Raw genomic sequence first — 24,769 nt, 5'->3', positions numbered from 1 at the left:
CCGCTGAAATTTCAACTCCCGTTACTGAACCGGAGCGTCCGACATGTAGGGCGAGACGATGACGTCGCCCGGCGAGCTGATGCCTTGGTCGATCATTTGCCACTGAGTAGTAACCGCACCGACGGTTCCCTGTGGCGCTGAGGGGTCAAACGGCCCCGCGCTGACCGGGCATGGCACAGAAACGCTCTCTGGCCGGCATCGTGGTTCCAGGTACCGCCCGAGTTCGTACGCGTCCCGTTCGGCACCCGGACACCAAGCTCCTTCGGCCAGATTGACTTCCGCGTAAGCCAGCAGCGATCCCTTCTGACGATGGAAATCGCGAATTGCCAAGTTGTAGTTCGAGATTGATTGATAGAACGCGACTTCGCTCGTGACCACGTCACGCTGTGCCTGCAACAGGAAGTTAATGTTGTCCGTTCCGTCGCGATAACGACGGCGGAGCACATCCACTTGCCTCAAGTCGGCGAGGTAACGGTTGTAGTTCGTTTCAACGAGTTGGTAGGTCAGATCGATCGCACGAGCGGCGCCTGCGAGGTCGTGACTGATCCGCAATTCGGTTTCACTGAGCAGCGCCCGTTCGCGTTGCAGATTCAGTTTCGCGTGAGCAACCGCACTACTGGCGGAACGCAAACCGATCGGTGCAGTGAACTCGACCCCAGCCGTCCACTCTTGATAATCCCCATCGGTGATCGAATCGAACAAGTTATCGTTCGGATTGGTGTCGTTGCCGTCACCGATCAAGTGGTCACCCAGACCACGCCAGCGATATTGACCGACAAAGTCAGCTTGAGGTCGACGGTTCAATCTCGCCGCGGTCAATTCCATCTCGCGTCGTTTGACGTTGTATTGCTGGCGTCGGACTTCGACCCGTCGCACCAAAGCTTGGCCGAGTGCACTGTCCCAGTCGAAGACCACTTTGGCGTCCACGGGTGACGTCACCGGCTTGAGCAACGTCCCATCGCTGGCCGGCATTCCGATCAGATATCGCAATCTTTGTTCGGCCGGATAGAGCCCGGTATCGCCGGCGAGAGCCGACTGCAACTGCGCTTCGAATTGGTAGTACTGCGACCGGGCCTGGGCCTCTTCGTCACGACGGCCGGTACCAACCTCCAAACGCACCTGTTGATACTGGAACGTCTGCAAGGCCGATTCACGCCCTTTCGCGACAGCTTCGAGAACCCGGTACGCAGCGGTAAGATCCCAATAAGCTTGCTCCACATCCGCGATCAACGAAATCACGGCGGCTTCGAAATCAGCTAACGCGACGTCTTCGTTGACACGAGCGATCAAAACGCCGTTGTACACACCCACCGCACCACTCGTTCCGGCGATCCGGTTGTACGTCGTACCGGAGCCCTTCATCAAAGGTTGCCGATATTCAGCTTCGAGGAATCCGGTGAACACGCTCGGAAACAATTGGCTGGCACGACTCGGGTCATCGGTCCGGGTGTATCCGACGTTGTTACGTAATGCGAACGAGGCTCCTGTCGCTGTTCTCTTGGAGATCTCATTGCTGTACGTCGCGAGGGTTTGATTCGCGAATGACGGGAAAACGGTTCCCACACCGCCACCAAGAGCGGCCGCGTTGAAGTTCCGCGGCTGATCAACCTTGTTCCAATAGAGCGACTGTGAATACTGGGCGTCGAAAGCGGAAAGAGCCGCTTCCACACCGAGTGACGGGTTGGCGTGAGCGAGGGCAGGGTCGTACGAAGTCGAGACCGCCGCCGGACTTGTCACCACGGTGCCGCCGATCGAACGCAGCACTGGACTACTCCGCAAAGCCTGCCGGATGGCATCTTGCAATTCCAGTTCGATCGCCGGAATCGACGCGGGATCTTGCAACGAGTTAGGTGCCATCGCCGACGAGGCCGCGATGGACGAAGGCGTCGCACACTCTTGCACTTGCGGATACTCGATCCGCATGGCTGAGTGGTCATGGTAGGACGTCTTCGTGTCGTAGGGACTATCGGGGATCTTTTGTGTCAGGCCACAACCAACCGTCGCGAGTGTGCCCACGCATCCACAAACCAGCGACGCTAATAGTCTTCGTCGCAGACGCGAACCACCGCGACGACCGCTCGATTTCTTTTCGATCGATTCGACGCTAACGTCGTGAATGAACTGCCGATCCATGGCTGATCTCAATAACTTTACGAGGGTAAGGCCGAGAGCTCAAAACAATCGACATCCGTGTCGAATTGAGGAGCTTGTGCGAGCGGGCGATTTTCTTAAATGTCAGACGCGGGGGTCTGAGTACAGGAATTGACGAACGTTGACGATTCGATTCGTGAGGTCAGGGCAACGCGATGAACGTTCCCGAAACCACAGCGGATTCGACGACAACCGCCCGAGCTTCCAGGGGTGGACGCTGATAAAATTTCGGGACAGGTGAACCCGCCCGGTAGTAACCTTTGCTGTAAACGATATCGCACGGTTCTTGCACCGTTGCGAGATATGGCAGCATCGGGAAAGTCGTGAAGAATCGGGCACCCGAGGCGAGCGGTTGGAAACAACCCCAACGCTCGTGACCGTGACGCTCGAGCATTCTGTCTTCAAAGTACAGCGGGTGCGAAAACGTATTCGGTGCCGCCCAAGGACGAATCAGTTGAGGCCACGCGCCGCCTCCCGTCAGAGCCAACCGTGAATAGCCGTCTTCGGGCAATGGCACGAGTTGCAGATCCTTACCCGCCACGAGCCCGTCGGGCAGCCTGCCGTTACCGATCGGTGCTTGGTCAATCGAAACGGCACGGATGGGAGGTAACACAAACCGCCCCCCATCAATTTCCGGCAATCGCTCTTCGATGAACGGTTTGGCAAAATCACCGTCCTCATCGAGTTCGGACGGGAGCATTGGTTGATCCCTACCGCGATCCATTACCGGGGCATCATTGTTGATTTCATCACCGCGGCTGGTCGGGTCGTCGTCCTCACCGAGCAGGTCTCGCAAGCGTTTGCGTCGCAGTTCGTCTTCTTGCAGACCTTCCGCTGCATTCGCGGCATCATTTTTCTCGACAACAGGCGACTTCTCGTCGCTCTCTTCATCGGCGATAATCATCGCAAACGTCGTCGACGCCCCCCAATCCAGACTCGTATTTCCTGTTCCGAGTTCGGCGGCAACCGTGGAGGCAATTCCCCCCACACACGTAACGCCGAGAGCCGCGAGGAAGACGCCCAATCGACGACGAGCGGCGGAACCATTCGCCCGATGAAGCATACGTTCGATACGTCGCACGCGCCAGTAGTTGGTAGTCGAGTGTTGCGTTTGTCCGTCGCCGAACCACCAATCCCAGATTGAATGTGACATCGTGGTGCGTCTTCCTTGACGTGATTTGCGGATCGAAAAGCACATGCCGGGAATTCCCGACAGCCGGTTTAATCGTCTGAACCAACACGACGAATCGACCTCCAGACCGCGAAACCGTCATTGTTCACGGTGCATCACGGGCACAGGCCGCATAGGCGTTAAAACTTATTAGATCTGGTTCAGATGGGCCGTTCGTCACCCTTCCCGCCTTCGATCCTTGCTAATCCGCGTGATCATTACACTGTCCGATCCGGCTGATCCTCGTATTTCTGCCTACCGAAACGTTCGTCTGCGAGATCCAGGGGACGGATTCATCGCCGAGGGGTCCCTCGTTGTGAAACGGCTGCTACAAAGTGAATTATCGATACGATCGTTACTGATTCACAAAGGGCAGGAACACAAGTACATCGACTTGCTTCCCGACTCCGTGCCTGCTTTCGTCGTTGAGCCGGAAATTGGAGAAGCGATCGCGGGCTACGATTTTCATCGCGGCGTGCTCGCCCATGGCGATTGTCCACCCTGGCTAGATTGCGAGACGCTGCAGACCCGACGTCCTAACCTCGCCCTCGGCTTGGTCGGCATCAGCGATCCCGAGAACGTGGGCAGCCTGCTCAGGTCCGCCGCCGCGATGGGAGTCCACGACATCCTGATCGGACCAGCGACCATCTTCCCGTACGTGCGGCGGGTAATCCGAGTCAGCATGGCGTCTGTGTTTCATCATCGATTCTATCGTTTTGATCAACCACTTAAACAGATCGCAAGTTTGCAGGCGGGTGAATTTCGTTTTGCCGCGACAACACTTGCACCCGATTCAATCGCGATCGAACACTTGCAAGAACACTTGGCAGGTGCTCCCACGATTCTGTTGCTCGGCAATGAAGCACAAGGACTCGACGCCGACGTGCAGGCGGCCTGCCACGTACGAACAACGCTGCCCATGCCTGAGACGACCGACAGTTTGAATGTGGGTGTTGCCGGTGCGATCTTTCTCTACGAACTCACCAAACGCTAGTCCATGCCACGGCACCTTTTAGACGCTTTGTTGCAACATGCGAAGGAACGCCCAGATGCGATCGCGCTTCGCTGTCCGGGTTGGCCCACGCTGACATGGCGTCAACTTGTCGTCGCCGTCGACCACGCCGCGGCGGCGATGGAGAGCCTGGTTTCGTCATCACGGCAGGATCCCGATACCACGAACATGGACGGCGACAAACGCGGAAAACGATTCGTCTATGAAAGCCAGAACACCACCAGCGTCGTAGTCAATGCGTTGGCATGCATTGCCTGCGGTGCGATTGAGATCCCGATCGATTCGAAACTACCGTGTGACTCTCGAAAAGAAATGTTTGAGCGATCGGGCGGCGTCGCGTTGACCCTCACGAACAATCCCACCCTTGAATCGCTCGGCAATTTTGACGAATCGTTCGCACGACTCCAGCAATCCGCGGACAGCGTTGACGTTGATCAAGCGAGTCTTGTTCTGTGGACTAGCGGGACGACTGCCAAGCCGCGAGGCGTGATGTTGTCGCAGCGTAACCTAACCACCAACGCCGCCGCAAAACTAGCTGCCGTGCCTCAGAATGTCGACGACGTGCGACTCACCCTCTTATCGCTCTCTCATGCTTACGCACGAACATGTGATATGGGGACGTGGCTGCTCTCGGGTTGCCAGTGGACGCTCGACTACGGACGAAGGGGCCTGGATCGGATCGCCACCGAATCCCTTCCCACAATGATTAACGGTGTCCCCATGCTGGCGAGACAGATCGTGGAGCGATTGGACGCGGGCGATCCGAACCTAAGCCGACTCCGCGTACTAGGCTGTGGTGGCGCGGCAATGAGCGTTGATCTGTTTGAACGATTCGGACTCCATGGGATTGAGGTGATTCAGGGATACGGTTGCACGGAAACTTCACCAGTCATCTGTAGCTCATCGCCGGGCGATACCGCAGTTGGATGTGTGGGGCCGCCGGTCGCGGGCTGTGAAACCCGGATTGTTGACCAGCGGCTTTTCGTTCGCGGTCCGCTGGTGATGCTAGGCTATCTCGATGATCCCGCTTCGACGGCCCTCAAGATTGACCATGAGGGCTGGCTCGATACCGGTGACCTCGTCGAATCCGCCCCAAACGGCCAACTGCAAATCATCGGCCGAGCGGATGATGTGATCGTTCTCGAAAACGGCTACAAAGTCCATCCGCTTGCCATCGAACAAACTCTTCAGCGAAAAACCGGCTGTGAGTACGCCGTTTTGTTATCCGTCAACCAGTCCCTCCTCGTTGCGATCCAAGCCGACTCAATCGATCAAGATCGAATCAGAGAAATCATACGTCCTCTGCTGCCGGCAGGTACGTCCGTTTCGATTGAACGAATCGATCCCCCGCTCGCACACTCATCCGGTGAACTGACGTCAAAAAGCACGCCTCGCCGTCATAGCATCAGCAAGCGATTCGGCGGAGGTTGACACCATCCAATAGTCCACCATCCCACTTCAGTCACGAGAGAATCAGTGAAAGCATTTACGATCCAATCCGGAGACGGTATTCAAGCGATCGAGTTGATCGACCGCCCCGAACCCACCGTCGGTTCCGGCGAAGTCAAGATTTCGATGCGTGCGGCGTCCCTCAACTATCGCGACCTCGGCGTCGCGTCGGGTGGCTACCTCCGTAACGACACCCGTCCGGTTGTGGCCCTGTCCGACGGGGCAGGTGAAGTGGTGGAGGTTGGTGAAAATGTGACCCGATGGAAAGTGGGTGATCGGGTCAGCCCAAACTTTGTGCGTGACTGGATCGAAGGCCCCGCGACCAACGCCAAACTCAAGACAAGCCTCGGCGGCGGCATCGACGGCGTGTTGGCAGAGACGATCGTCGCTCCCGAACAATCGCTCGTGGCGATCCCGGACGAATTATCCTTTGCCGAAGCAGCCACCTTGCCTTGTGCGGCCGTGACGGCTTGGCATGCACTTTTCGCCAGCGGACAACTGCAACCAGGACAGACGGTACTGCTGTTGGGTACAGGTGGAGTTTCGATCTTCGCCCTGCAACTGGCCAAAGCCGCCGGCGCACACGTCATCGTGACATCGTCGAGCGACGACAAACTCGAACAAGCCCGTTCGCTCGGAGCCGACGAGGGCATCAACTACCGCGAGACCCCGGAATGGCACAAAGCGGTTCAGCAACTGACCCAAGGCGAAGGCGTTGATCATGTCGTCGAAGTCGGCGGGCCGGGAACGCTCGAACGATCATTAAAATCCGCCAGCGTCGGCGGGTACATTCATTTGATCGGCGTACTCGATTCTCCGGGTGCAAAAGTTGGCCCGCTGCTGAGCGTTTTTAATCTGCTGACCATTCGTGGCATCTACGTGGGCAGCCGGTTGATGCACGAACAAACCGTCGCGGCCGTCGTCGGCAATGGAATCAAACCGGTGATCGACCGGTCCTTCTCGTTCGCAGATTCCATTGCGGCGTATGAGTACTTTGCCTCACAAAAACACGTTGGGAAGGTCGTCATCGAGTTTTGAGGCGGTTTGAGCCCAGTTAAACTCGTCACAATAGCTCGATCATCGCCGACTTCCGGCGAAATTGGGGCACAACAGCATCCCGATCGTTTGACTCGATTGCCCTGGCTCGTGTTGCTCGCGCCAGGGCATCAGTCGAAAATTCTTGTTAATCGCGTCGCGATCCGCGATCATTCGAAAATTCTTGCCAGTAGTTCCGGCAGTCAGGCAAGCCGTATTCTACCCTAGAGCGGGGCTGTAATTAGACTGGCGTCCTTCCGCAACTCGCTCTCCCCGACCCATTTCCACTGAAATGCTTAATTTTGAGAGTTTTGGCGCCCGGTTGCGCTCGCCTGTCGGCCCTGTTCCTTGCCCACTCCTCCTTCTGATTCACTGTAACTAAGGGACTCTCCCATGCTCTCCGCTTTCATCACCGACAGCTATGCGGCGGACGGTGCGATCGTGCTGATCGCCGGCGCACTGCTCTGTTTGCTGTTTGTAGTCGTCCTTTTGCAGAAGTACTACATCAAGGTCGGCCCCGATCGTGCGATCGTGCGATCCGGACGTGGCGGTGTGGAAGCCGTATGCGGTCAAGGAATGATGGTCATTCCACTGATCCAGCAATACGAGTTCATGGACCTGACGCTGAAAAGCTTCGAGATCCACCGCGAAGGCAGCGCCGGATTGATTTGTAAAGACAACATCCGAGCCGACATCAAAGTCGCCTTCTTCATTCGCGTCGCCAACTCGCCCGCCGAAATGAAAGAGGTCGCCGAGGCGATCGGAGCGAAACGGTGCAGTCAACTCGAAACGTTGCGTGAATTGTTCGACGCCAAATTTAGTGAAGCCCTGAAGACGGTCGGCAAGCAATTCGACTTCATCGACCTCTACGATCAACGCGACAAGTTCAAAGACGAAATCCTCAAGGTGATCGGTACCGACCTGAACGGATACCGTCTCGACGATGCGGCGATCGACTATCTCGAACAAACTCCGTTGGAAATGCTCAGCCCGAGCAATATTCTCGACGCCGAAGGTATCAAGAAGATCACCGAACTGACGTCGATGGAGAAGGTGAAGGAAAACCAGTTCACCCGCGACAAAGAAAAAACACTCAAGAAACAAGACGTCGAAGCGGAAGAAACAATTCTCGCCTTGGAACGTCAACGCGTCGAAGCGGTCGAGAAGCAAAAACGTGAAATCGCCGAGATTTCCGCTCGCGAACAAGCCGCTGCTGCCAAGGTCCGCGAAGAACAACGGCTCGAATCCGAACGGGCACGCATTACGACCGAAGAAGAAATCGGCATCGCAGAAGAAAATAAAGCGCGCCAAGTCTTGGTCGCTCAGCGAAACAAAGAGAAGACCGATGCCGTCGAGCAAGAACGCGTTACTCGCGATCGCGACCTCGAAGCGACCGAACGTTTGCGAGTCGTTGGCGTCGCCGACGTCGAGAAGGAAAAAGCGATCGAAGTCGAAAAGCGAAACATCCAAGAAGTGATTCGCGAACGTGTTGCCGTCGAACGAGCGGTTGTCGAAGAGCAGGAACGGATCAAAGACACCGTGGAAATCGCCAAGGCCGACCGGGCCAAGAAGGTGCAAGTCACCGCTGCCGAGATGACCGCACAAGAGGAATTGATTCGCCAGACGAAACTTGCCCAGGCAGAGAAAGAATCCAGCGAACTGTACGCTCAGAAGATTCGGATCGAAGCCGAAGCGAAACGCGACGCGGCGGAGAAAGAAACCGCAGCGGCCAAGATGCTCGCCGAAGCCGAGTCGGCCCAAGCCGCCGCGATCGGATTGGCCGAAGCCCAAGTGCAAGAAGCCAAGGCTGCCTCGCTCGAGAAGGAAGGCCTCGCCGAAGCGAAGGTTTCACGCGAGAAATACAGTGCCGAAGCAACGGGTATCACCGAGAAGGCCGAAGCGATGAAGAAACTCGACGGCGTCGGCAAAGAGCACGAAGAATTCAAACTCTCGCTCAACAAAGAGAAAGACGTCGAAATCGCCGCGATCGATGCTCAACGTGGAATCGCCGAGAGCCAAGCCAGCGTCATCGGCGATGCCCTCAAGGCAGCTCGAATTGACATCGTCGGCGGTGACGGTGAGTTCTTCGAACAGATCACTTCGGCCGTCAAGGGCGGCAAGGCGATCGACCGATTCGTTTACAACAGCAAGGTCGCGACCGATATTAAGGACACGTTCTTCGATGGCAACGCGGACTATTTCCGCAGCCAAGTGCAGGACCTGATCGGTCAGTTCGGACTGGATACCGACGGTGTCAAAGACCTCTCGATCGCCGCCCTCATCGCCAAAATGATGGGAATGGCATCGACCGATGATGTGAGAAACCAGCTAACGAGTCTGCTCAGCATCGCCGCGACCGCCAACGTAACGGATCAAAAAGCCGGACGACTCCTCGCGAGCCCGGGTAAAAACGGCGAGACGACTGTCGCCGCCAAACGGGTGAAACCTTCCTCGAAGAGCTGAGCCTTTGATGAATGACTGATGCCGCAGGCCTGCATTTCCAACATCGCAATTCGATAGCGGATCACAGAGGCTGCGGCGGGACGTTCACGTCCCACAAGGCCAAATGTTCTGGCTCGTATCACCGCGATCACAACCGGAACATCATTTACGGAAGCGTCCGCACTGCCAATCGCCAACAACCATTCTATGAGTGACACCCAACTCACCGGCGGGACCTACGAAATCCTTCGCAATCGTCTTCGCGACGCTGCGGGAGATTTGCGTGATCGGCTCGGCAAACTCAACTCCGATCGCAACGACGTTTTCGGCAACATCGAAACTCGGCTGATCGCAACGCAGCGGATTACCACCGACCACAACTGTGTCCCACGGGACATTGTGTCGATCGGCGATCATTTCGTTTTCGGGTACAACGTTCAGTTCGGCTTAAAAACCGAGATCCATCTTCCCGATGTGTTCTCGGTTTACCGGATGGAAAACCATGAGTTCCACGCTTCGGCTTTGGACCTGATCAGCGATCCGCAATTCGTTAAAGACTTCGAAGAACTTTATCGATTCTACAAGGGGACCACGTTTCTGCGGTTCTTCGTTAAAGGCCCGATCCTGCACATGGTTTTCCAAGTCGGGAAAACGGCGGGCGACATCAAGTCGTTCAAATGGCGAATCACCGGTTCTGAAATCGAGTACATCGACAACCGAAGTGACCACGAGGTCAAACAACCGCCCCAACACGCATTCATGTGGCAGCGGGCAACCCGCGACATGCACCGCTACGGCGACCATCCCCACATTTCGATCGAAGACAAAGTCTTTGTCGAAACTGTCGGCGGCGACTTGACAGTCAAAGTTGAAAACAACACCAGCAGCGGCGAAGGCATCTACGCCGAGCCAGTCGATAACCCAGACCAAAAACTCGACGACGCGGAGATCTATTACGCGATCGTCGGCAATTTGGTGTTGATGAAAATCAAACCGTATCAGGAAACCGGATTTCGCTACATCGTCTTCAGCGGCAAGATCAACCAAGCCGTTCGGCTCGACGAAATCCAACATGCCTGCGTGATGTTGCCCGGTGATCAAGGCTTGATTTTCCCCGGCGGATACTACTTGCAATCCGGCGAGTTCAAACGGTTCGATCATGGACTCGCGGACATGCGTTACGAACGTACGATCGCGTCATCCAACGGCGAAGATTACCTGTACCTGTTCAGCAACATCGAACACGGGACGTACGTCCAACTACGGTACAACCAAATCCGGCAAACCGTCGAAACGCCACTGGTGTGTCACGGTCAAACCTTCTTCGAAGCCGGCGAGATGGTGTGTTTCAAAGCACACGAAACGCCACAAAAACACCATCCCATCCAAATTTGGCAGACACCCTTTGTCGGCGAAAACTTTCTACCGTCGAGCCAAACCGACTCGTTGCTTTTTAAAATCGGCAACCAAGATCTCGTGCGGGGGATGGCTGAATGCAGCGAAGTGCTGCAACTGATCGAAAAAGACGACAGTTATGATGGACTCTACCAGGACCTCGTTAAAAAATCCGGCGACATTCTCGACAGCTACTTTTGGATCGGAAAAGACGAGACCCACCATCTCGACAAACCGCTCAACGACATTCGTAGCGCCGCGTCCGCTGCCGTCGAAGAATTCGAAAAAGTCGTCCGGGTCCGCACCGAGACGAAGAAACAGACCGAGAAAGTTAAATCAGCGATCGATCGAACGCTGAAGGAAACCGAACGATCGCGATTTGAGAGTATTCAAGAATTCGTTTCCTCGCTGACCGAGCTACGCGAACATCGTGGGCACGCAATCACGTTGCGGGATCTGAAGTTTGCGGATCTCTCGCTCGCAGAAGCATTGGAAACACGCCTTGCCGAAGCCACACAGCGGCTAAGCCGTCGCTGCGTCGACTTTCTGCTGACGGATAACTCCTTGGCCCCGTATCGAACCGCGATCGCTACTGCCGAAGACAAGATCGCCGGTGTCGGCAGTGTCGCGGTTGCCAAAGAACTCGAAGCGGAAATCGACCAAGCGGCTTCTGAACTTGAGCTTCTGACCGAAACCGTCAGCAATCTCGAGATCGAAGACGCGACCCAACGAACGCAAATCATCGACGCAATCGGCGATATTTTTGCCGATGTCAATCGTGTGCGAAGCGGGCTGAAGAACCGTCGTCGCGATCTCATCGGCGTCGAAGGTCGTGCCGAATTTGCCTCGCAAATGAAGTTGCTTCAGCAGTCCACGTCCGGGTATCTCGACGTCTGTGACACCCCGGCACGTTGTGACGAGTATCTCACTAAGGTGATGGTCAGCCTCGAAGAACTCGAGGGACGATTCGCCGAATTTGATGAGTTCATCGAAACCCTCGCCGAACGACGCGAAGAGGTTTACACAGCGTTTGAATCTCGCAAAGTTGCGTTGGTTGAGAAGCGGAACCGTCGCGCCGAATCGCTCGCCGCGGCCGCAGATCGAATCCTGAAAGCGATCGCATCCCGTGTCGCGACGATGGACTCGACCGATGCGATTGCCGCCTACTTTGCCGGCGATTTGATGGTCGGCAAAATCCGCGGCCTCATTGACGAACTCGATAATCTCGGCGATGCCGTCCGTGTCGGCGATCTCCAAGGACGCTTGAAGGTCATCCGTGAAGACGCCACTCGCGGACTCAAGGATCGCCAAGATCTCTTCGAAGATGGCGGCGATATCATTCGGCTCGGTGAACGCAAGTTTGCGGTCAATACGCAACCTCTCGATCTCACCACCGTCTTGCGTGGCGGAGAACTGTGTTTGCATTTGACCGGAACGCAGTTTTTCGAACCGATGCACGACCCGCGGCTCGAATCCTCACGCGAATTGTGGGACCAACCGCTCGTTAGCGAAAACCGGCACGTCTATCGCGCCGAGTATCTCGCCTTGGATCTGTTCACCGAAGCGGTAACACGCCAATCCGTCGATGCGTCTTGGGTTGGCGAGAAGATGAACGGGCGATTCGACGAGGGCTATGCCAAGGGTGTACACGATCGCGATACGGCTGCCATCTTGAACGCGCTGATCTCGATCGATCGTCAACTCGGCCTCCTCCGCTACGAACCGACGCTGCGAGCCTGCAGCCAATTCTGGTGGACCCGAATTCTTGGGGCGAAACCCCGAACGGAGATGAAACAATGGATCGCCGGGTTTGCCAAACTCGCGCGGGCGTACCCACAAGCAGAACCGGCGGTGCAATTCCGGGAACACCTCGCACAACTCGCCCTCGCGGATGAATCTGTCTGGAAACCGCTGTTTGGCAAAACCGTCACGCCACCTCGAATCGCTGACTACCTGTTCCACGAACTCCTTGTCTCGCCGAACAAAGCCACCGTCAGCGGGCGTGCAATGCACTTGCTCAGTGACTTCAAGAACGCATTGCCACAAACGGATCGGCAAAAATGGTTGGTCGGAGGAATCAAACCAAACTCAGACGATCCGATTCGATCCTTCGTGCTCGCTCGCAACTGGAGCGACGCCTTTATTAAAAAGATTGAAGCGGAAAATCCCAAGCCCGACGTCGACGCGGCAGAAGGATATCGGAACGAACTAGCGTGGTTGGTCCTGAGTGAGATCGATCAAGAAACCGGTACCGAGATGGACGACACCGCCGCAGCCAAGGCTCGCGGCATTGATCGTCATCTACAGATCGTTGACGTTCCCGTCGCTGTCTCCGTCCCCTCTCTCGTCGGCAGCCACGAAAGGATTGTCGATGGAAAGATGACCGTTCATTATCACGAATTCAAGCAGCGACTCAGCGATTATCGTGAATCCGTGGTCCCCCGTTTCCACGCCTTGCACCAAGCCAAAGCGGACCTGGTGAAGGCCGCTCGCGATTCGATGCGATTGGATGAGTTCAAGCCAAAGGTGCTCAGCAGTTTTGTCCGCAACCAATTGCTCGACGAAGTTTATCTTCCGCTCATTGGCGATAACCTTGCCAAGCAAATGGGAACGGCGGGCGAAGACAAACGAACCGATCGGATGGGATTGCTACTGTTGATCTCGCCACCGGGTTATGGAAAAACAACGTTGATGGAGTATGTCGCCAATCGGCTCGGATTGGTCTTCATGAAAATCAACGGTCCCGCGATCGGGCACGGTGTCACTTCACTCGATCCCGCCGAGGCCCCCAACGCAGCGGCACGCGAGGAAATCGAGCGTCTCAATCTCGCCTTGGAAATGGGCGACAACGTGATGCTGTATCTCGATGACATTCAGCACACTCACCCGGAACTGTTGCAGAAGTTCATCTCACTCTGCGATGCCACCCGCAAGATCGAAGGCGTTCGTGGAGGCAAAACCCGGACGTACGATCTGCGCGGACGACGCGTTGCCGTCGTGATGGCGGGCAACCCGTATACCGAGAGTGGAGACCGGTTCCAAATACCAGACATGTTGTCCAACCGCGCCGATGTATACAACCTCGGCGAAATCATCGGCGACCGCGCCGACGCGTTCGAGATGAGTTATCTCGAAAACTGCTTGTCGAGCAACGTAACGCTCGCTCCGCTATCGACGGCCCCGCTGTCGGACGCCCGAAAGATTGCCATGGCGGCGCAGCGAGATTCGATCGAAGGCATCGAGCTGGAAAGCAATTTCTCGCTCGATCAGGTACGCGATATGTTCGAAGTGACACGCAAACTGCTGCGGGTCCGCGACGTCGTGTTACGAGTCAACCGCGCCTATATTCGATCCGCGGCACAGGCCGACGCCTACCGAACCGAACCGCCATTCAAATTGCAGGGCAGTTATCGGAACATGAACCGGATCGCCGAACGCGTTGCACCGGTGATGAACGACGCCGAACTGCAAACGCTGATCGTCAGCAACTACGAACAAGATGCCCAAACGTTGACGACCGACAACGAAGCCAACGTACTAAAGTTCAAAGAACTGATGGGGATTTTGACACCCGAAGAAAGTGCCCGTTGGGACTCGATCAAATATGCGTTCGTCGAAAGCGTCCGGATGGCGGGCATGGACAGCGAAGATCAAGTCGGCCAAGTGATGCGGCAACTCGCGTCCATGCGAGACGGTCTCGAATCGATCCGCCAAGTGATCGCGAAAGCCATCGCGATGGAAGATCATTCAGCCGAACAGCGGATGGACGCCCGCGTCGATTCGCTTCGACAATCGCTCGTCGCAATCGGGGATTCTTTGAGTCAACGGATACAGAACACCGGCAATCAACTTGAAGAATTGACGCGCCAACAAGCAACCACGCCGGTGGAACAAAAAGTGTTGGTCCAACACAAAGTTCCACGAGTCATGGCGGAATTGATCAAAGGACAGTTTCATTTGATGCAGGAGTGGATGCGTCCTCTTCTAAACGAATCGATCGACAACGGCCGAGATATCGACCGCCTTCTCAAACAGCTCGATCAAATGATGCAAACTTACCAGCAGGTCGAAGCGGCACTCGATCCGCCTCAGACAGAAAAGTAGCGTCGAGCCGATTCAAACTCGCGCATCCTGAGGCATGACACTGCTAGGGCATCAAGAGTCGCACTAATCACCTCGCCTCGTCCGTCCCCACGTGAACTGATTAGGTGCCCTGTTCGCCCAAGGCGAGTTTTCGAACACGATCGAACGTCATCTCCTCGGGTACTCGGCATTAGCTTGGTCGGCCAAATCTTTGCTGGGACGTGGAAAACACGACCGCGCAAGGTTTGCTTCGATTCTTAGTCGCAATCGCGGCGATAGATTTCGATCCCCGGTGGTTCATCCGCGTGGACGTCCGTTTTTCCTGTCTACGTGTTGTGTCAGACGGTATGCGACAAGATGTCCGACCTCTCACGGCTTTTCGCAGTGCGGCCTTTCGTCCCATTCGAACGAAAGAACGGCTTCTCGATGGTGCGTCTCCCACCGCGGTCTGGATAGAAACTTTCGACTCCGCTATGGTCGAATAGACCGACTCAATCCTTCGAAAGTGTCCTCATGCCCACTCGCAACTTACGTCGCCTTTTCTCTCCAAAACGAGTGGTGGTTATCGGTGCGAGCCAACGAGTCGGAAGCGTCGGCAATACGGTGGTCCGCAATTTGTTGGGTGCGGGTTATGGCGGCGAGATCATTGCCATCAACCGCCACTATGACCAAGTCGAAGGGGTGCGATGCGTCGGCAGTATCGCCGATGTGGAAGGTCCGATCGATCTCGCGGTGATCTGCACACCCGCTGAATCTACCCCGGAACTGGTCTACCAGTGCGGACACGCGAATGTTCGCGGTGTGGTGATTCTCGCAGCGGGATTTCGGGAAACGGGTGCCCCCGGCCGAGAACTCGAACTGAAACTGCTCGCCGCAGCCAAACGTTTCCCGACCATGCGAATCATCGGCCCGAATTCGCTCGGAATCATCTCTACGCATGTGGGTTTGAACGCGAGTTTTGCCGACACGTGCCCACGTCCGGGACGAATCGCACTGTTGTCACAGTCAGGCGCACTCGGTACGGCGATATTGGATTGGGCGGAAAAGGAGGGAGTCGGATTTTCTCATTTCGTTTCGCTAGGAAACCTGATCGACGTCACGATCGCAGACTTGATCGATTTCCTCGCCGAAGATCCGCATACCGATTCGATCGTGATGTACATCGAGTCGATTCCGCACGCACGGAGTTTCATGTCGGCCGCCCGCGCATTCGCTCGCCAAAAGCCGATTCTTGCTTACAAGTCAGGACGGTTCGCACCAACTGCCCAAGCGGCGGCGCTTCACACCGGGGCAATGGTCGGCGTCGATGCGGTCTACGATGCCGCGTTCGCTCGGGCAGGCATCGTGCGGGTGGAGGAATTCGACGACCTGATTCACTGTGCCGAGTTATTGGCCCATCGAAAAAGTCCCAAAGGTTCTCGGCTCGCCGTCATTAGCAATGCGGGTGCGGCCGGCGTGATGACAGCCGACGCTGTCCTACAAAACAAATGCAAACTCGCGACGTTTTCAAAACAGACGACGGATCGACTTGCTGCAGCGGAACGTCACCACGCCCATATCGAAACCCCGGAAGATTCTCCGGTAGACGGTCCGACGTCCATGCCAGTTGGCTCCGTCAACTCCGAAAATCATGCGCAACCTTTATCGGACGACCCCCGAATATCCAACCCCGTGGATTTGTTCGGCGACGCGACTCCCGAAAGGTACGCCGAAGCGATCACAACGGTGCTTGCTGACGACGACGTCGATGCGGCCATTGCCGTTCTCACTCCGCAAGCGCTGACGGCACCTACCGAGACCGCCGATGCGTTGATTGCTGCGGCGCGTCGGTCCAGCAAACCGGTTCTCGCCGTTTGGATGGGCGGTCAACGCATCCAAGACGGAGCCGCGAGACTCGCTCAGGCCGGCATCCCCGTTTACGACACACCCGCGAAAGCGGTGAGAGCGTTCTCCTATCTCGTTCGGTACTCACGTAACCGCGAGGTCTTGCAGGAAACGCCTCGAACGATGCCGATCGAGTTTCATCGCGACCGCGCTTCGCTGCGTGAATCGTTCGCTTCGTTGATGCTCAGCGATTCGGAATTGCTATCGGAATCAAATTCGAAAGCACTCTTAGAAGCCTACGGTATCGCCACTACACGACCGATCGTCGCGATTACCGTCGATGAAGCAGTTCGGTACGCTGAACAAGTTGGTTTCCCGGTTGCGGTGAAGGTCTATTCGCCCGATATCGTCCACAAAACAGAGGTGGGCGGGGTGATCCTCAACGTGAGCAACCAAACCGGCGTGCAAAACGCTTTCAAAACCATCCGAGAACGTTGCCAAACGATACGACCTGATGCGGAGTTCCGCGGCGTGACCGTTCAGCCGATGGTTGTGGACCCGGACGGTCGTGAACTCTTAATTGGGGTACGGCGGGACCCGGTTTTTGGTGATGTGATGTTGGTGGGTGCCGGCGGTGTCGACGCTGAACTGTTGCAAGACCGTTCGCTCGAACTCCCACCACTGAACGAACGGCTCGCCAGACGAATGCTCGAACGTTTGCAATGCTGGCCGATGCTCGGTGCCTATCGTGGAAAACCAGCCGTCGACTTGGACCAATTGATCAGCGTCCTTCTCCGCGTTTCCTACCTCATCGCCGATCACCCAGAAATCGTCGAACTGGACGTCAACCCGTTACTCGTCACTCCCGAACGGACAATCGCGTTGGACGCAAACATCGTCATTGATATGGAGATGCCAACCTCGACCGATGCCCGTTCGAGGCCCGGAGAGTTCTCTCACTTGGCGATCCGTCCGTATCCAGACGAATACGTGAGACGATGCCGGTTGACTGATGGAACGCAGTTCATCTTGCGACCGATCATGCCCGAAGACGAACCATTGTGGCGTCAGATGTTGGCCACCTGTTCAGAGGAATCGATCCGCATGCGGTTTCGATATCTCCTGCAATCGAGCAACCATGATCTGGCCGCCCGGTTCTGCTTTACCGACTATGAGCGTGAACTCGCCATCGTCGCAGAAACTCACCAGGATGGGAAAACCGAGATCGCAGGCGTGGGAAGACTCGTGGCAGACGCCGATCACGATCAAGCCGAGTTCGCCGTGATGATTGCCGATCCATGGCAAGGACGCGGACTCGGATCGGTGTTAACCGATGAGTGTTTATCGATCTGCGACGGTTGGGGAATCAGCACGGTGACGGCAGAGGTTGATCCTCGCAATCACCGCATGCTGCAAATGTTCTCACACCGCGGTTTTATCCGAGATTCGAGCAACGAGGACGATATCCTCGTCAGCAAGAAACTTTAGCTCCACTGATTCGCGATATCGTCGGCCAACAACGACAGCAAATCGTCATCATCGCCATCGCTTCCGCTAGTCGACTCCGCAGCGGATTGAACTGGTGACTGAACCGAGGTGTCATCGGAACCGGACTCGCTTATCACTTTCGCGTCCGAGGACAGATCAACGATTACACGATCAGTCGTTTCATCCGTTTGCGTAACCGGTTGTTGAACCGGGGCAGGAGCAATCGCTTCGCCACTCGGACTGGTCAGAGTGTTGAGTTGGTTGATGACCTGCAACGCATCGACTGCGGTCACGTATCCATCACCGTTGACGTCGTGGTAGTAAATTCGATCGCTCGAAGAAGCGGTCTCACCGGATGCTTCGCGACGACTCATTTCGTTGATCACGATCAACGCATCGATCGCCGTAACGAGATTGTCACCATTGACGTCGGCTGGCATCGCAGTGTTCTGCAATGGTTCACCTGATCCAAGGATCGTGATCGTGGCCGCATCGTACTGGATGTTTTCGATCGGCACAGGATCGTCGTTCTGGTCCAGCAGCGTGTCTTGGAATGGGAATCTGTCCGCAGGTCCCCCGGTCACCGTCGTCGTTCCCGCCGCGGTGCCGCGGAAGTAGATCGTAGCCAGGGTCAGGCCTGATCCACCCAAACTGCCTTGATTCGAACCGAACTCATCAATCAACCCTGGACGATCGTTGACGCCGACAGCAGGATCGAGCAAGAACTGCGGATCAAATTCGACATCAAAATCGAACAGGTCTGGGTTCCCACCGTTGTCAACTGGAATCGTCGAAAGGAAGTTCGTGTTGTAGAGGATATCCAAGAAGCCGGCGAAAACGGCTTCCGTAGGCGGACGGCCGGTTCCCAAATCGATCGCGTCAATTCGCAATCCGAAACGCTGACCGACCGGCACCGATGTGATTGCATTACCGGCTTCGTCCACAAACGTGAAGTCGAAATTCACGAGCGGATTTTGTACCGCACCGACAGTCATCGTGACCTCGGCGATACTGCGGACGGTTCCGAATTGCGGACTCTCGACGGTTAGGATGTAAGAGAACCGATCAAACCCGGCAAAACCGACCTTTGGTGTGTAGGAGAAATAATCGTTGGCAAAATTATTGTCATTGCCGACGTCGACTCGCTGAACGGTACCGTTGAGTGCCGATTCTTTCAGCGTCAATTCCGTAACGATGTCATTGGCACCGATCAGGTCATTAGTGAGCACGTTGAATCGAGCTACGGCGCTGGACCGAATCGTCGCCCCGAGCGAATCCACGCCAACCGGGAATGAATCATCCAACGCGACCGGGAACCCGTCACCGAGCGGTGCGATTTCAATCTGCGTCGATCCGTATCGGATTTCGTCGTAATCGAGAACTTCCGGACCCGTCGGTGTAATCAGGGTCGTCTCACTGACTGCGGCATTGGTCGGATCGGTCTTGAAGATCGCCAGCCCGGAACCGGTTGCTTGCATGGTCAAGGTAAAGACTTCGGCAAACCCGGTGAACGATGCGAGGTCGTTCGAACTGCCGATGGTATCCAGATCGCTGAAGGATTGAGTGCTGCCCACCTCGTCGATCAATCCTGGCGTCAATGCGTTACCGAGTTGGAACGCACCGGTTTGGAACTGAGGTCCGAATGTGATGTCAAACGGGAACGCATCAGTCGTGTTCGTGTCGACTGGCGTAACGAGTTCGGACGTGTAGAGCAGATCGATAAAAGCCGATTGCAACCCTTGAATCGCCTCTGAGTCGGCCTTTGAAATGTCATCGACCGAAACCCGCACGCGGAAGGTTTGACCAGCCTGCAACGTCAACAGTTCGGTGTCATTGTTACGGTCGAGGATTTCGATCTTGAATTCCGCCTTGTCGTCGACCAGCGACTGCGGGGTCAAGACAACCGTGCCGACGGCTTGAGCGGAAGTCTGTCCCGAATCATCGCTGATCGAGTACGAGAATTGTTCTGTTCCGACGAATCCATCCAATGGCGTGTATCGCACACCGCGACTGCCTGGATCGATCGACAAGATACCCCCGCCGGTACCGCGTGAGACCTGCGTGATTCGCAGTCCGCCGGCGACCGACGCGATGTCGTTGTCGAGCAGGTTGAGCGGGACGCTCGTCTCGTTGCTGGCAACTTCAAAAATATCATCGACAGCGATCGGGGCACTCGTAGCGAACTGAACCGATGCGGTCACGACTGCGAAACTGCCGTCGCTAAGGAAATAGGTGAATCGATCGATCCCAGTGAAGTTGGAAGGAGGCGAGTACAGGATGACCTGATTCCCTGCTGACCCCGAGATCGACACGATCCCTTTCGTACCGTTCACGTTGAGGTTGGTAATCGTCAACGGGTTCGTCGGCAAACTGAAGTCATTGGCGAGGACGTCAATTGGAAATGCGATCGCATTCTGGGGCACGGTGACAAAATCATCCGTTGCCGCATCGTCGTTGTTGCCCGCTGCCAGAATCCGGATCGGATGATCTTCTACTTCTCCGGTGTCGGCACCACCGCCCACACCGAGGCCTGGCGTGAGACTGTATCGGAAACGGCTAAACGTATTGAGCACGCCATCGGCAGTGCCATCAATGTTAACGTCAAACGTGGACGGCAATGTCACGTTGATGTTGTGGGTTCCGGTTCCCAGAATCGCATCGGTACGAAGCTGCTCGCCGGCATCCAGGAAATCGCCGTCGGCATTGAGATCGAGCCAAGCTTGCAGGTAGCCGGTGCTGCCGGTGGTGTTAGTCAAGGTGACAGTGATGATTCCTGTCGCACCGGGTCGCAGAGCAACGGTTTGCACGACGCCGTCTTCGTCATCGAATTGCCCAGTGGTGGTGTTCACAACATCGTCGCCACTAGCGTCGGCAGTCGGAACGCCGTCCGATTCACGATCGATTTGCGTACCGATCGTCAAACCGGTGAGCGTCCCGTGACTCGGTCCACCTGCTGCGATGCTGGTCGAGTACGTGTCTGGAGCGTCACCGTAGTCACGCGAGGGCAAACCACCGAAGTGATAGTTGTTGCCGAGTGGTCCGCCGGTGTAGTTGATAACCCATTCACCTTCGGCGTTCGACGGCAACGTCCGAATGAAGCCGGGTTCTTCGACTTCACGAATTGCATAGGCACGACCAAGTATCGGAAGGTCGAGTGTGTAAAAACCGTTGGCGTCGGTAATGTCAAAAGGCTCGCCGAGGTCGGGCCGGTTGTCGCCATCGAGGTCGGCGTAGATATAGGCTCCTTCCACGCCCGGTTCACCCGCATCGAGTGCACCGTTGCCGTTTAAGTCGGCAAACTTTTTACCAGTAATGTCCGGATTGACTTGTCCAAATCCAAACGTCGGTGCGACGGCGCCACTTGTCGTCGTTGTTACCGTCTGCGAAGTGCTAGTCGTCGCGGTGAAGTTAGAGGGCGTCATCGCAATGACGGTGTAGGTGCCAGCGGCGACGTTCAGTGAATACGATCCGTCTGCGCCTGTCACCGCATTTGCTTCGGTCGCGTCGAGCAAGCCGTTGTTATTGGCGTCCGCAAAAACGGTAACGCCGGAAAGTCCCGGGTCGCTCGTGCCCACGCCGTCGCTGTTGAGGTCATTAAAGACGCGTCCCGTGAGCGAACCGCCTCTGGTACCAGTTGCCAGCGTGTGGGAGATCGCATCTGCACTATAAAGTGTTCCAAACGAGATCACTCCACCTGGATCGACAAAGTCCGTTCGGAAGCGAACGGGAATATCATCCATCGTGCCGAGGATTCCGTCTGGCCCGACACCCAGTCCGTTCTCTTCGTTCAGTGCGCCACCACCATCGATCAACGATGGAGTGAGGTTGGTACCGTCGGTGTGGTAGAGCCCAAAGACGTGAGCAAGTTCGTGGGTCGTCGTTGCACCGATTTCGAGTCCAAGGACATCAAACAAGCTGAATGCGGCACTCGTTTCGACAGCTTCGGAAGCAGTGACTTCTTCGTCCAACCAAACGAGTACGCTCTCACTTAAATCAAAGTTACCAACGTCGAGTGTTTGAGCCAGTCCCAACGCGGGAGCAATGTCTTCAAACGAGTTTGTCGAACCGAAAACAACACGTGTTACCAGCGGATTGTCGCCCGGGTCGGGATGGTCGAAACTGTTGAGAATCGTGATGCCATATTCACCGGGATTGCCCGTGCTGCTGTACGATCCATTGGAACCGTAGACTCCAATGTCTGCGAACTGCTGTTCGACCGTACTGACGATCCGGTCAGCAATTTGTTGGTACTGATTAATGGAGGAAACAACGACCCCCGCATCGTCGAGCGTTTGACTGATGTCCGGAATCCGGAATCGTCCTCCCGTTGGGATGCCGGGATTTGCCAAAAAGGCGTTGAAATCATCGCGTGCGAAACTGCCGCCGTCGAAGTCCAAGAACACAATTTGTCCCTGACCAATCGGTAGACTTTCGGTCACTGGACGGTAAGTTCGTAGACCAATTGTATAACTTGAAAGTCCCGACTCTGCCGAAACGGCGATCGTGTAACGTCCATCGAACGGAACCACCTGAGCTGCATTGGCGTTGCCAAGAGTTTGCAGTGGCGAATCGATCGGGTAACTCGAAAAAGGGTCGTCTTGCGCAAACCAAAAACGTCCGCTCGCTTGGCTTGAATCAAACGCACTTGGCAAGAAGACATCGAACGTCGTCACCGCGCCAAGCGTGGCGATATCGAGAATGTCACCCGCTTTCAAATCAAAACTGTAGTAGTCGATATCGCTGATGAACTGAGTACCGAACTGCGTGAAGCCCACCGAACCGGTGATGTCGATCGTGTCACGCTGGCCCGTACCGTTGCCCAACGGCACGAACTCCGCATTCTGGTAAAAATCATTCACCCCGTTGAGTTGGGGCGATTCTTTTTCTTGGTACCGAAATGACGAAACACTGCCGATGTTGCGGGCGCCATCGTAGTCATCGATTCCGGGAATCGAGATTAGCGAGTTTGCCGCGAGCAGTTGCCGACGCTCGAGTCCTTCCATCGTTAACCGACGGGACGACTTGCGGCGGGTGTTCGTCTTGTCGCGCCGACGAGATCGACGAGTTTGTGAGGGGCCAGTGGCATCGGACGAGGAGGTCGAGGAGTGTGACCGATCCGACGACGTTTGGAAGGACTGACGAAGATTCATCGAGGGTCTCTGGCGGAGGGGGCCCGTGGGACCAGAATAGGAAAAGCAGTGGCAGACAACGGTGCAGAATTTCTCATCTCGCAGCCAGTAAGCGTTACCAAGGCGGCTGGAGCAACCCGGATGCGAATTTTGATTAAATCCACGTCCGCGAATCAGCGAGTCTAATTCGGCGCGCTACGCTGTCAACGAAATGCAACGTTTCCGACGCGATTGAAGCCCACAAAGTTCCCGGTGTTTGCGGCCTTTGCCCGCCCAACCCGCATAATCGCACCTCAGGCCGCATTCGGCACCAACCAAACCCCCTCACTGGGAGCGGAAGAACCTAGTTTTTTCCACAACGGGACCGCTCGCCGCGTAGGTGCGTCCTTTTTGATCGCCTCGCCTCCCTCCAACGGAAGCACAAAACATCACCCGCCCCGCTTCCCGCAGGAATCACATTGACGCGATGTGCTGCCGAAACCCTCGAAGCCTGTGTGCGTTTCGTTAGTGGGTAGGGGGCCGACGCGTCCCGGTGGATCTCGCCGGTTGGGAGATCGCCTGACTGTGACGGCTGTAGCGGTTATCTCGGTTGGCTGCAGCCGATTTGCCTGCTCCGGCTTAGCGGGACGATGATCGTAATCGGAAACCCGTCCCGACTAATCGCCCAAGAGTGTCACGATGTTCGACCGTCCTGCAGTGTCCCCGGATACCGAATCCCCACAAGGAACAGGACAAATCCTTGGGATCTGGAGACTGGGCGCACGGTTGACTCGCGGAGCGGGAACCGATCTTTTCCTCGCGCAACCCGCCGACAGTCAGGGAAACCCTCGTTACGACTACGTGTTGAAGACCGTCGCGGGCGTCGTTCCCTCCAGCCAAGCAGAGTCACCCAACCCGAACGCGGTCCGTGAAGCTCAGCGACAAATCGGGCAAGCCATTCAGGCTTCCGGGATCACACATCCGAACTTGATCGCGATTCTCGATGCATCCGGTTCTCCCCATGCACCTTACGTGGTGATGCCGCGATTAGCTGCCGTTTCGATGGACGAAAGGACACGCCAAATCCCGCATTTTGCCGTGCCGGTTGCGCTTTGGTGGACCCGCCAAGTTGCCCAGGCGCTGGAGAAGATGCACAGTGCCGGATGGGTCCACTGCGACGTCAAACCCGACAATATCCTGATCGATTCCCAAGGCCACGCGACACTCGTCGACCTCGGATTTGCAACGCAAACGCACAGCCCCATGCACCGCGTGTTCCGCGGGACGCCTGATTATGCTTCACCCGAGTTGATGAGCGGAAAAACCGCCGCACTTCCCGCGATGGACGTCTTTGCGCTCGGACGTGTGTTGTGGGAGAGTCTTTCTGCAACCGCACCGGTAGCTCAGAGCACGATTGAACCGGTCGCCGAACTGATCGAACACATGGTGGCCGCTGACCCGGCGCAGCGTCCCGCGGTCAGTGAAGTCGTGCGGAGATTGCTCTCGCTCGAGATTCAAACGCTCGGTAGCCATATCGTCCCCAGCACCTCGGCCAAGCGAATCGCGGCGTAACGCGTCATTTCCAGGATCACATCGACACCGAAAACGCCC

General features: G+C 56.2%; 10 protein-coding genes. 7 read left to right on the top strand and 3 right to left on the bottom strand.

The features are described from left to right. Positions 1–21 precede the first annotated feature (21 nt). Positions 22–2,133, bottom strand: a complete 2,112-nt coding sequence (locus NB063_RS15375) for a TolC family protein (RefSeq protein ID WP_250929617.1) — start codon at positions 2,131–2,133, stop codon at positions 22–24. 160 nt (positions 2,134–2,293) lie between these two features. Continuing rightward, on the bottom strand, positions 2,294–3,349 hold the full coding sequence (locus tag NB063_RS15370) for a hypothetical protein (protein WP_407652637.1): 1,056 nt from the start codon (positions 3,347–3,349) through the stop codon (positions 2,294–2,296). Positions 3,350–3,533: 184 nt separating this feature from the next. On the opposite strand from NB063_RS15370, the gene NB063_RS15365 reads away from it, so the two are divergent. From NB063_RS15365 to NB063_RS15340, 6 genes are all read left to right on the top strand, one after another. After that, positions 3,534–4,316, top strand: a complete 783-nt coding sequence (locus NB063_RS15365) for a TrmH family RNA methyltransferase (RefSeq protein WP_250929615.1) — start codon at positions 3,534–3,536, stop codon at positions 4,314–4,316. A 3-nt stretch (positions 4,317–4,319) separates the two neighbouring features. Further along, the gene (locus tag NB063_RS15360) at positions 4,320–5,765 is read left to right on the top strand and encodes a class I adenylate-forming enzyme family protein (RefSeq protein ID WP_250929614.1); all 1,446 of its coding nucleotides are present in this window, start codon (positions 4,320–4,322) and stop codon (positions 5,763–5,765) included. Between the two features lie 45 nt (positions 5,766–5,810). Next, entirely contained in the window at positions 5,811–6,821 is a 1,011-nt protein-coding gene (locus NB063_RS15355; protein ID WP_250929613.1) for a zinc-dependent alcohol dehydrogenase family protein, read from the top strand. A gap of 390 nt (positions 6,822–7,211) precedes the next feature. Next, positions 7,212–9,281, top strand: a complete 2,070-nt coding sequence (locus NB063_RS15350; protein ID WP_250929612.1) for a flotillin family protein — start codon at positions 7,212–7,214, stop codon at positions 9,279–9,281. Positions 9,282–9,467: 186 nt separating this feature from the next. Then, positions 9,468–14,759, top strand: a complete 5,292-nt coding sequence (locus tag NB063_RS15345) for a DNA repair ATPase (protein WP_250929611.1) — start codon at positions 9,468–9,470, stop codon at positions 14,757–14,759. A 492-nt stretch (positions 14,760–15,251) separates the two neighbouring features. Continuing rightward, entirely contained in the window at positions 15,252–18,050 is a 2,799-nt protein-coding gene (locus NB063_RS15340; protein WP_250929610.1) for a bifunctional acetate--CoA ligase family protein/GNAT family N-acetyltransferase, read from the top strand. On the opposite strand, the gene NB063_RS15335 is transcribed toward NB063_RS15340, so the two are convergent. Next, complete coding sequence (locus NB063_RS15335; RefSeq protein ID WP_250929609.1) at positions 18,047–23,200, bottom strand: Ig-like domain-containing protein; 5,154 nt, start codon at positions 23,198–23,200, stop codon at positions 18,047–18,049. The genes NB063_RS15340 and NB063_RS15335 overlap by 4 nt on opposite strands. Positions 23,201–23,857: 657 nt before the next feature. On the opposite strand from NB063_RS15335, the gene NB063_RS15330 reads away from it, so the two are divergent. Then, positions 23,858–24,730: a protein kinase family protein gene (locus NB063_RS15330; protein ID WP_250929608.1), complete on the top strand. Its 873-nt coding sequence runs from the start codon at positions 23,858–23,860 to the stop codon at positions 24,728–24,730. Positions 24,731–24,769: the final 39 nt, after the last annotated feature.

This window comes from Aporhodopirellula aestuarii, assembly GCF_023701485.1.
GTDB lineage: Bacteria > Planctomycetota > Planctomycetia > Pirellulales > Pirellulaceae > Rhodopirellula > Rhodopirellula aestuarii.
Note: the sequence above shows the minus strand (reverse complement) of the source record. Positions and strands in the feature narration are given on the sequence as shown.

Coding starts and splice junctions, on each gene's coding strand:
- NB063_RS15375 (WP_250929617.1), bottom strand. CDS start 2,133: ATGGATCGGCAGTTCATTCACGACGTTAGCGTCGAATCGATCGAAAAG.
- NB063_RS15370 (WP_407652637.1), bottom strand. CDS start 3,349: ATGTGCTTTTCGATCCGCAAATCACGTCAAGGAAGACGCACCACGATG.
- NB063_RS15360 (WP_250929614.1), top strand. CDS start 4,320: ATGCCACGGCACCTTTTAGACGCTTTGTTGCAACATGCGAAGGAACGC.
- NB063_RS15350 (WP_250929612.1), top strand. CDS start 7,212: ATGCTCTCCGCTTTCATCACCGACAGCTATGCGGCGGACGGTGCGATC.
- NB063_RS15345 (WP_250929611.1), top strand. CDS start 9,468: ATGAGTGACACCCAACTCACCGGCGGGACCTACGAAATCCTTCGCAAT.
- NB063_RS15340 (WP_250929610.1), top strand. CDS start 15,252: ATGCCCACTCGCAACTTACGTCGCCTTTTCTCTCCAAAACGAGTGGTG.
- NB063_RS15335 (WP_250929609.1), bottom strand. CDS start 23,200: ATGAATCTTCGTCAGTCCTTCCAAACGTCGTCGGATCGGTCACACTCC.
- NB063_RS15330 (WP_250929608.1), top strand. CDS start 23,858: ATGTTCGACCGTCCTGCAGTGTCCCCGGATACCGAATCCCCACAAGGA.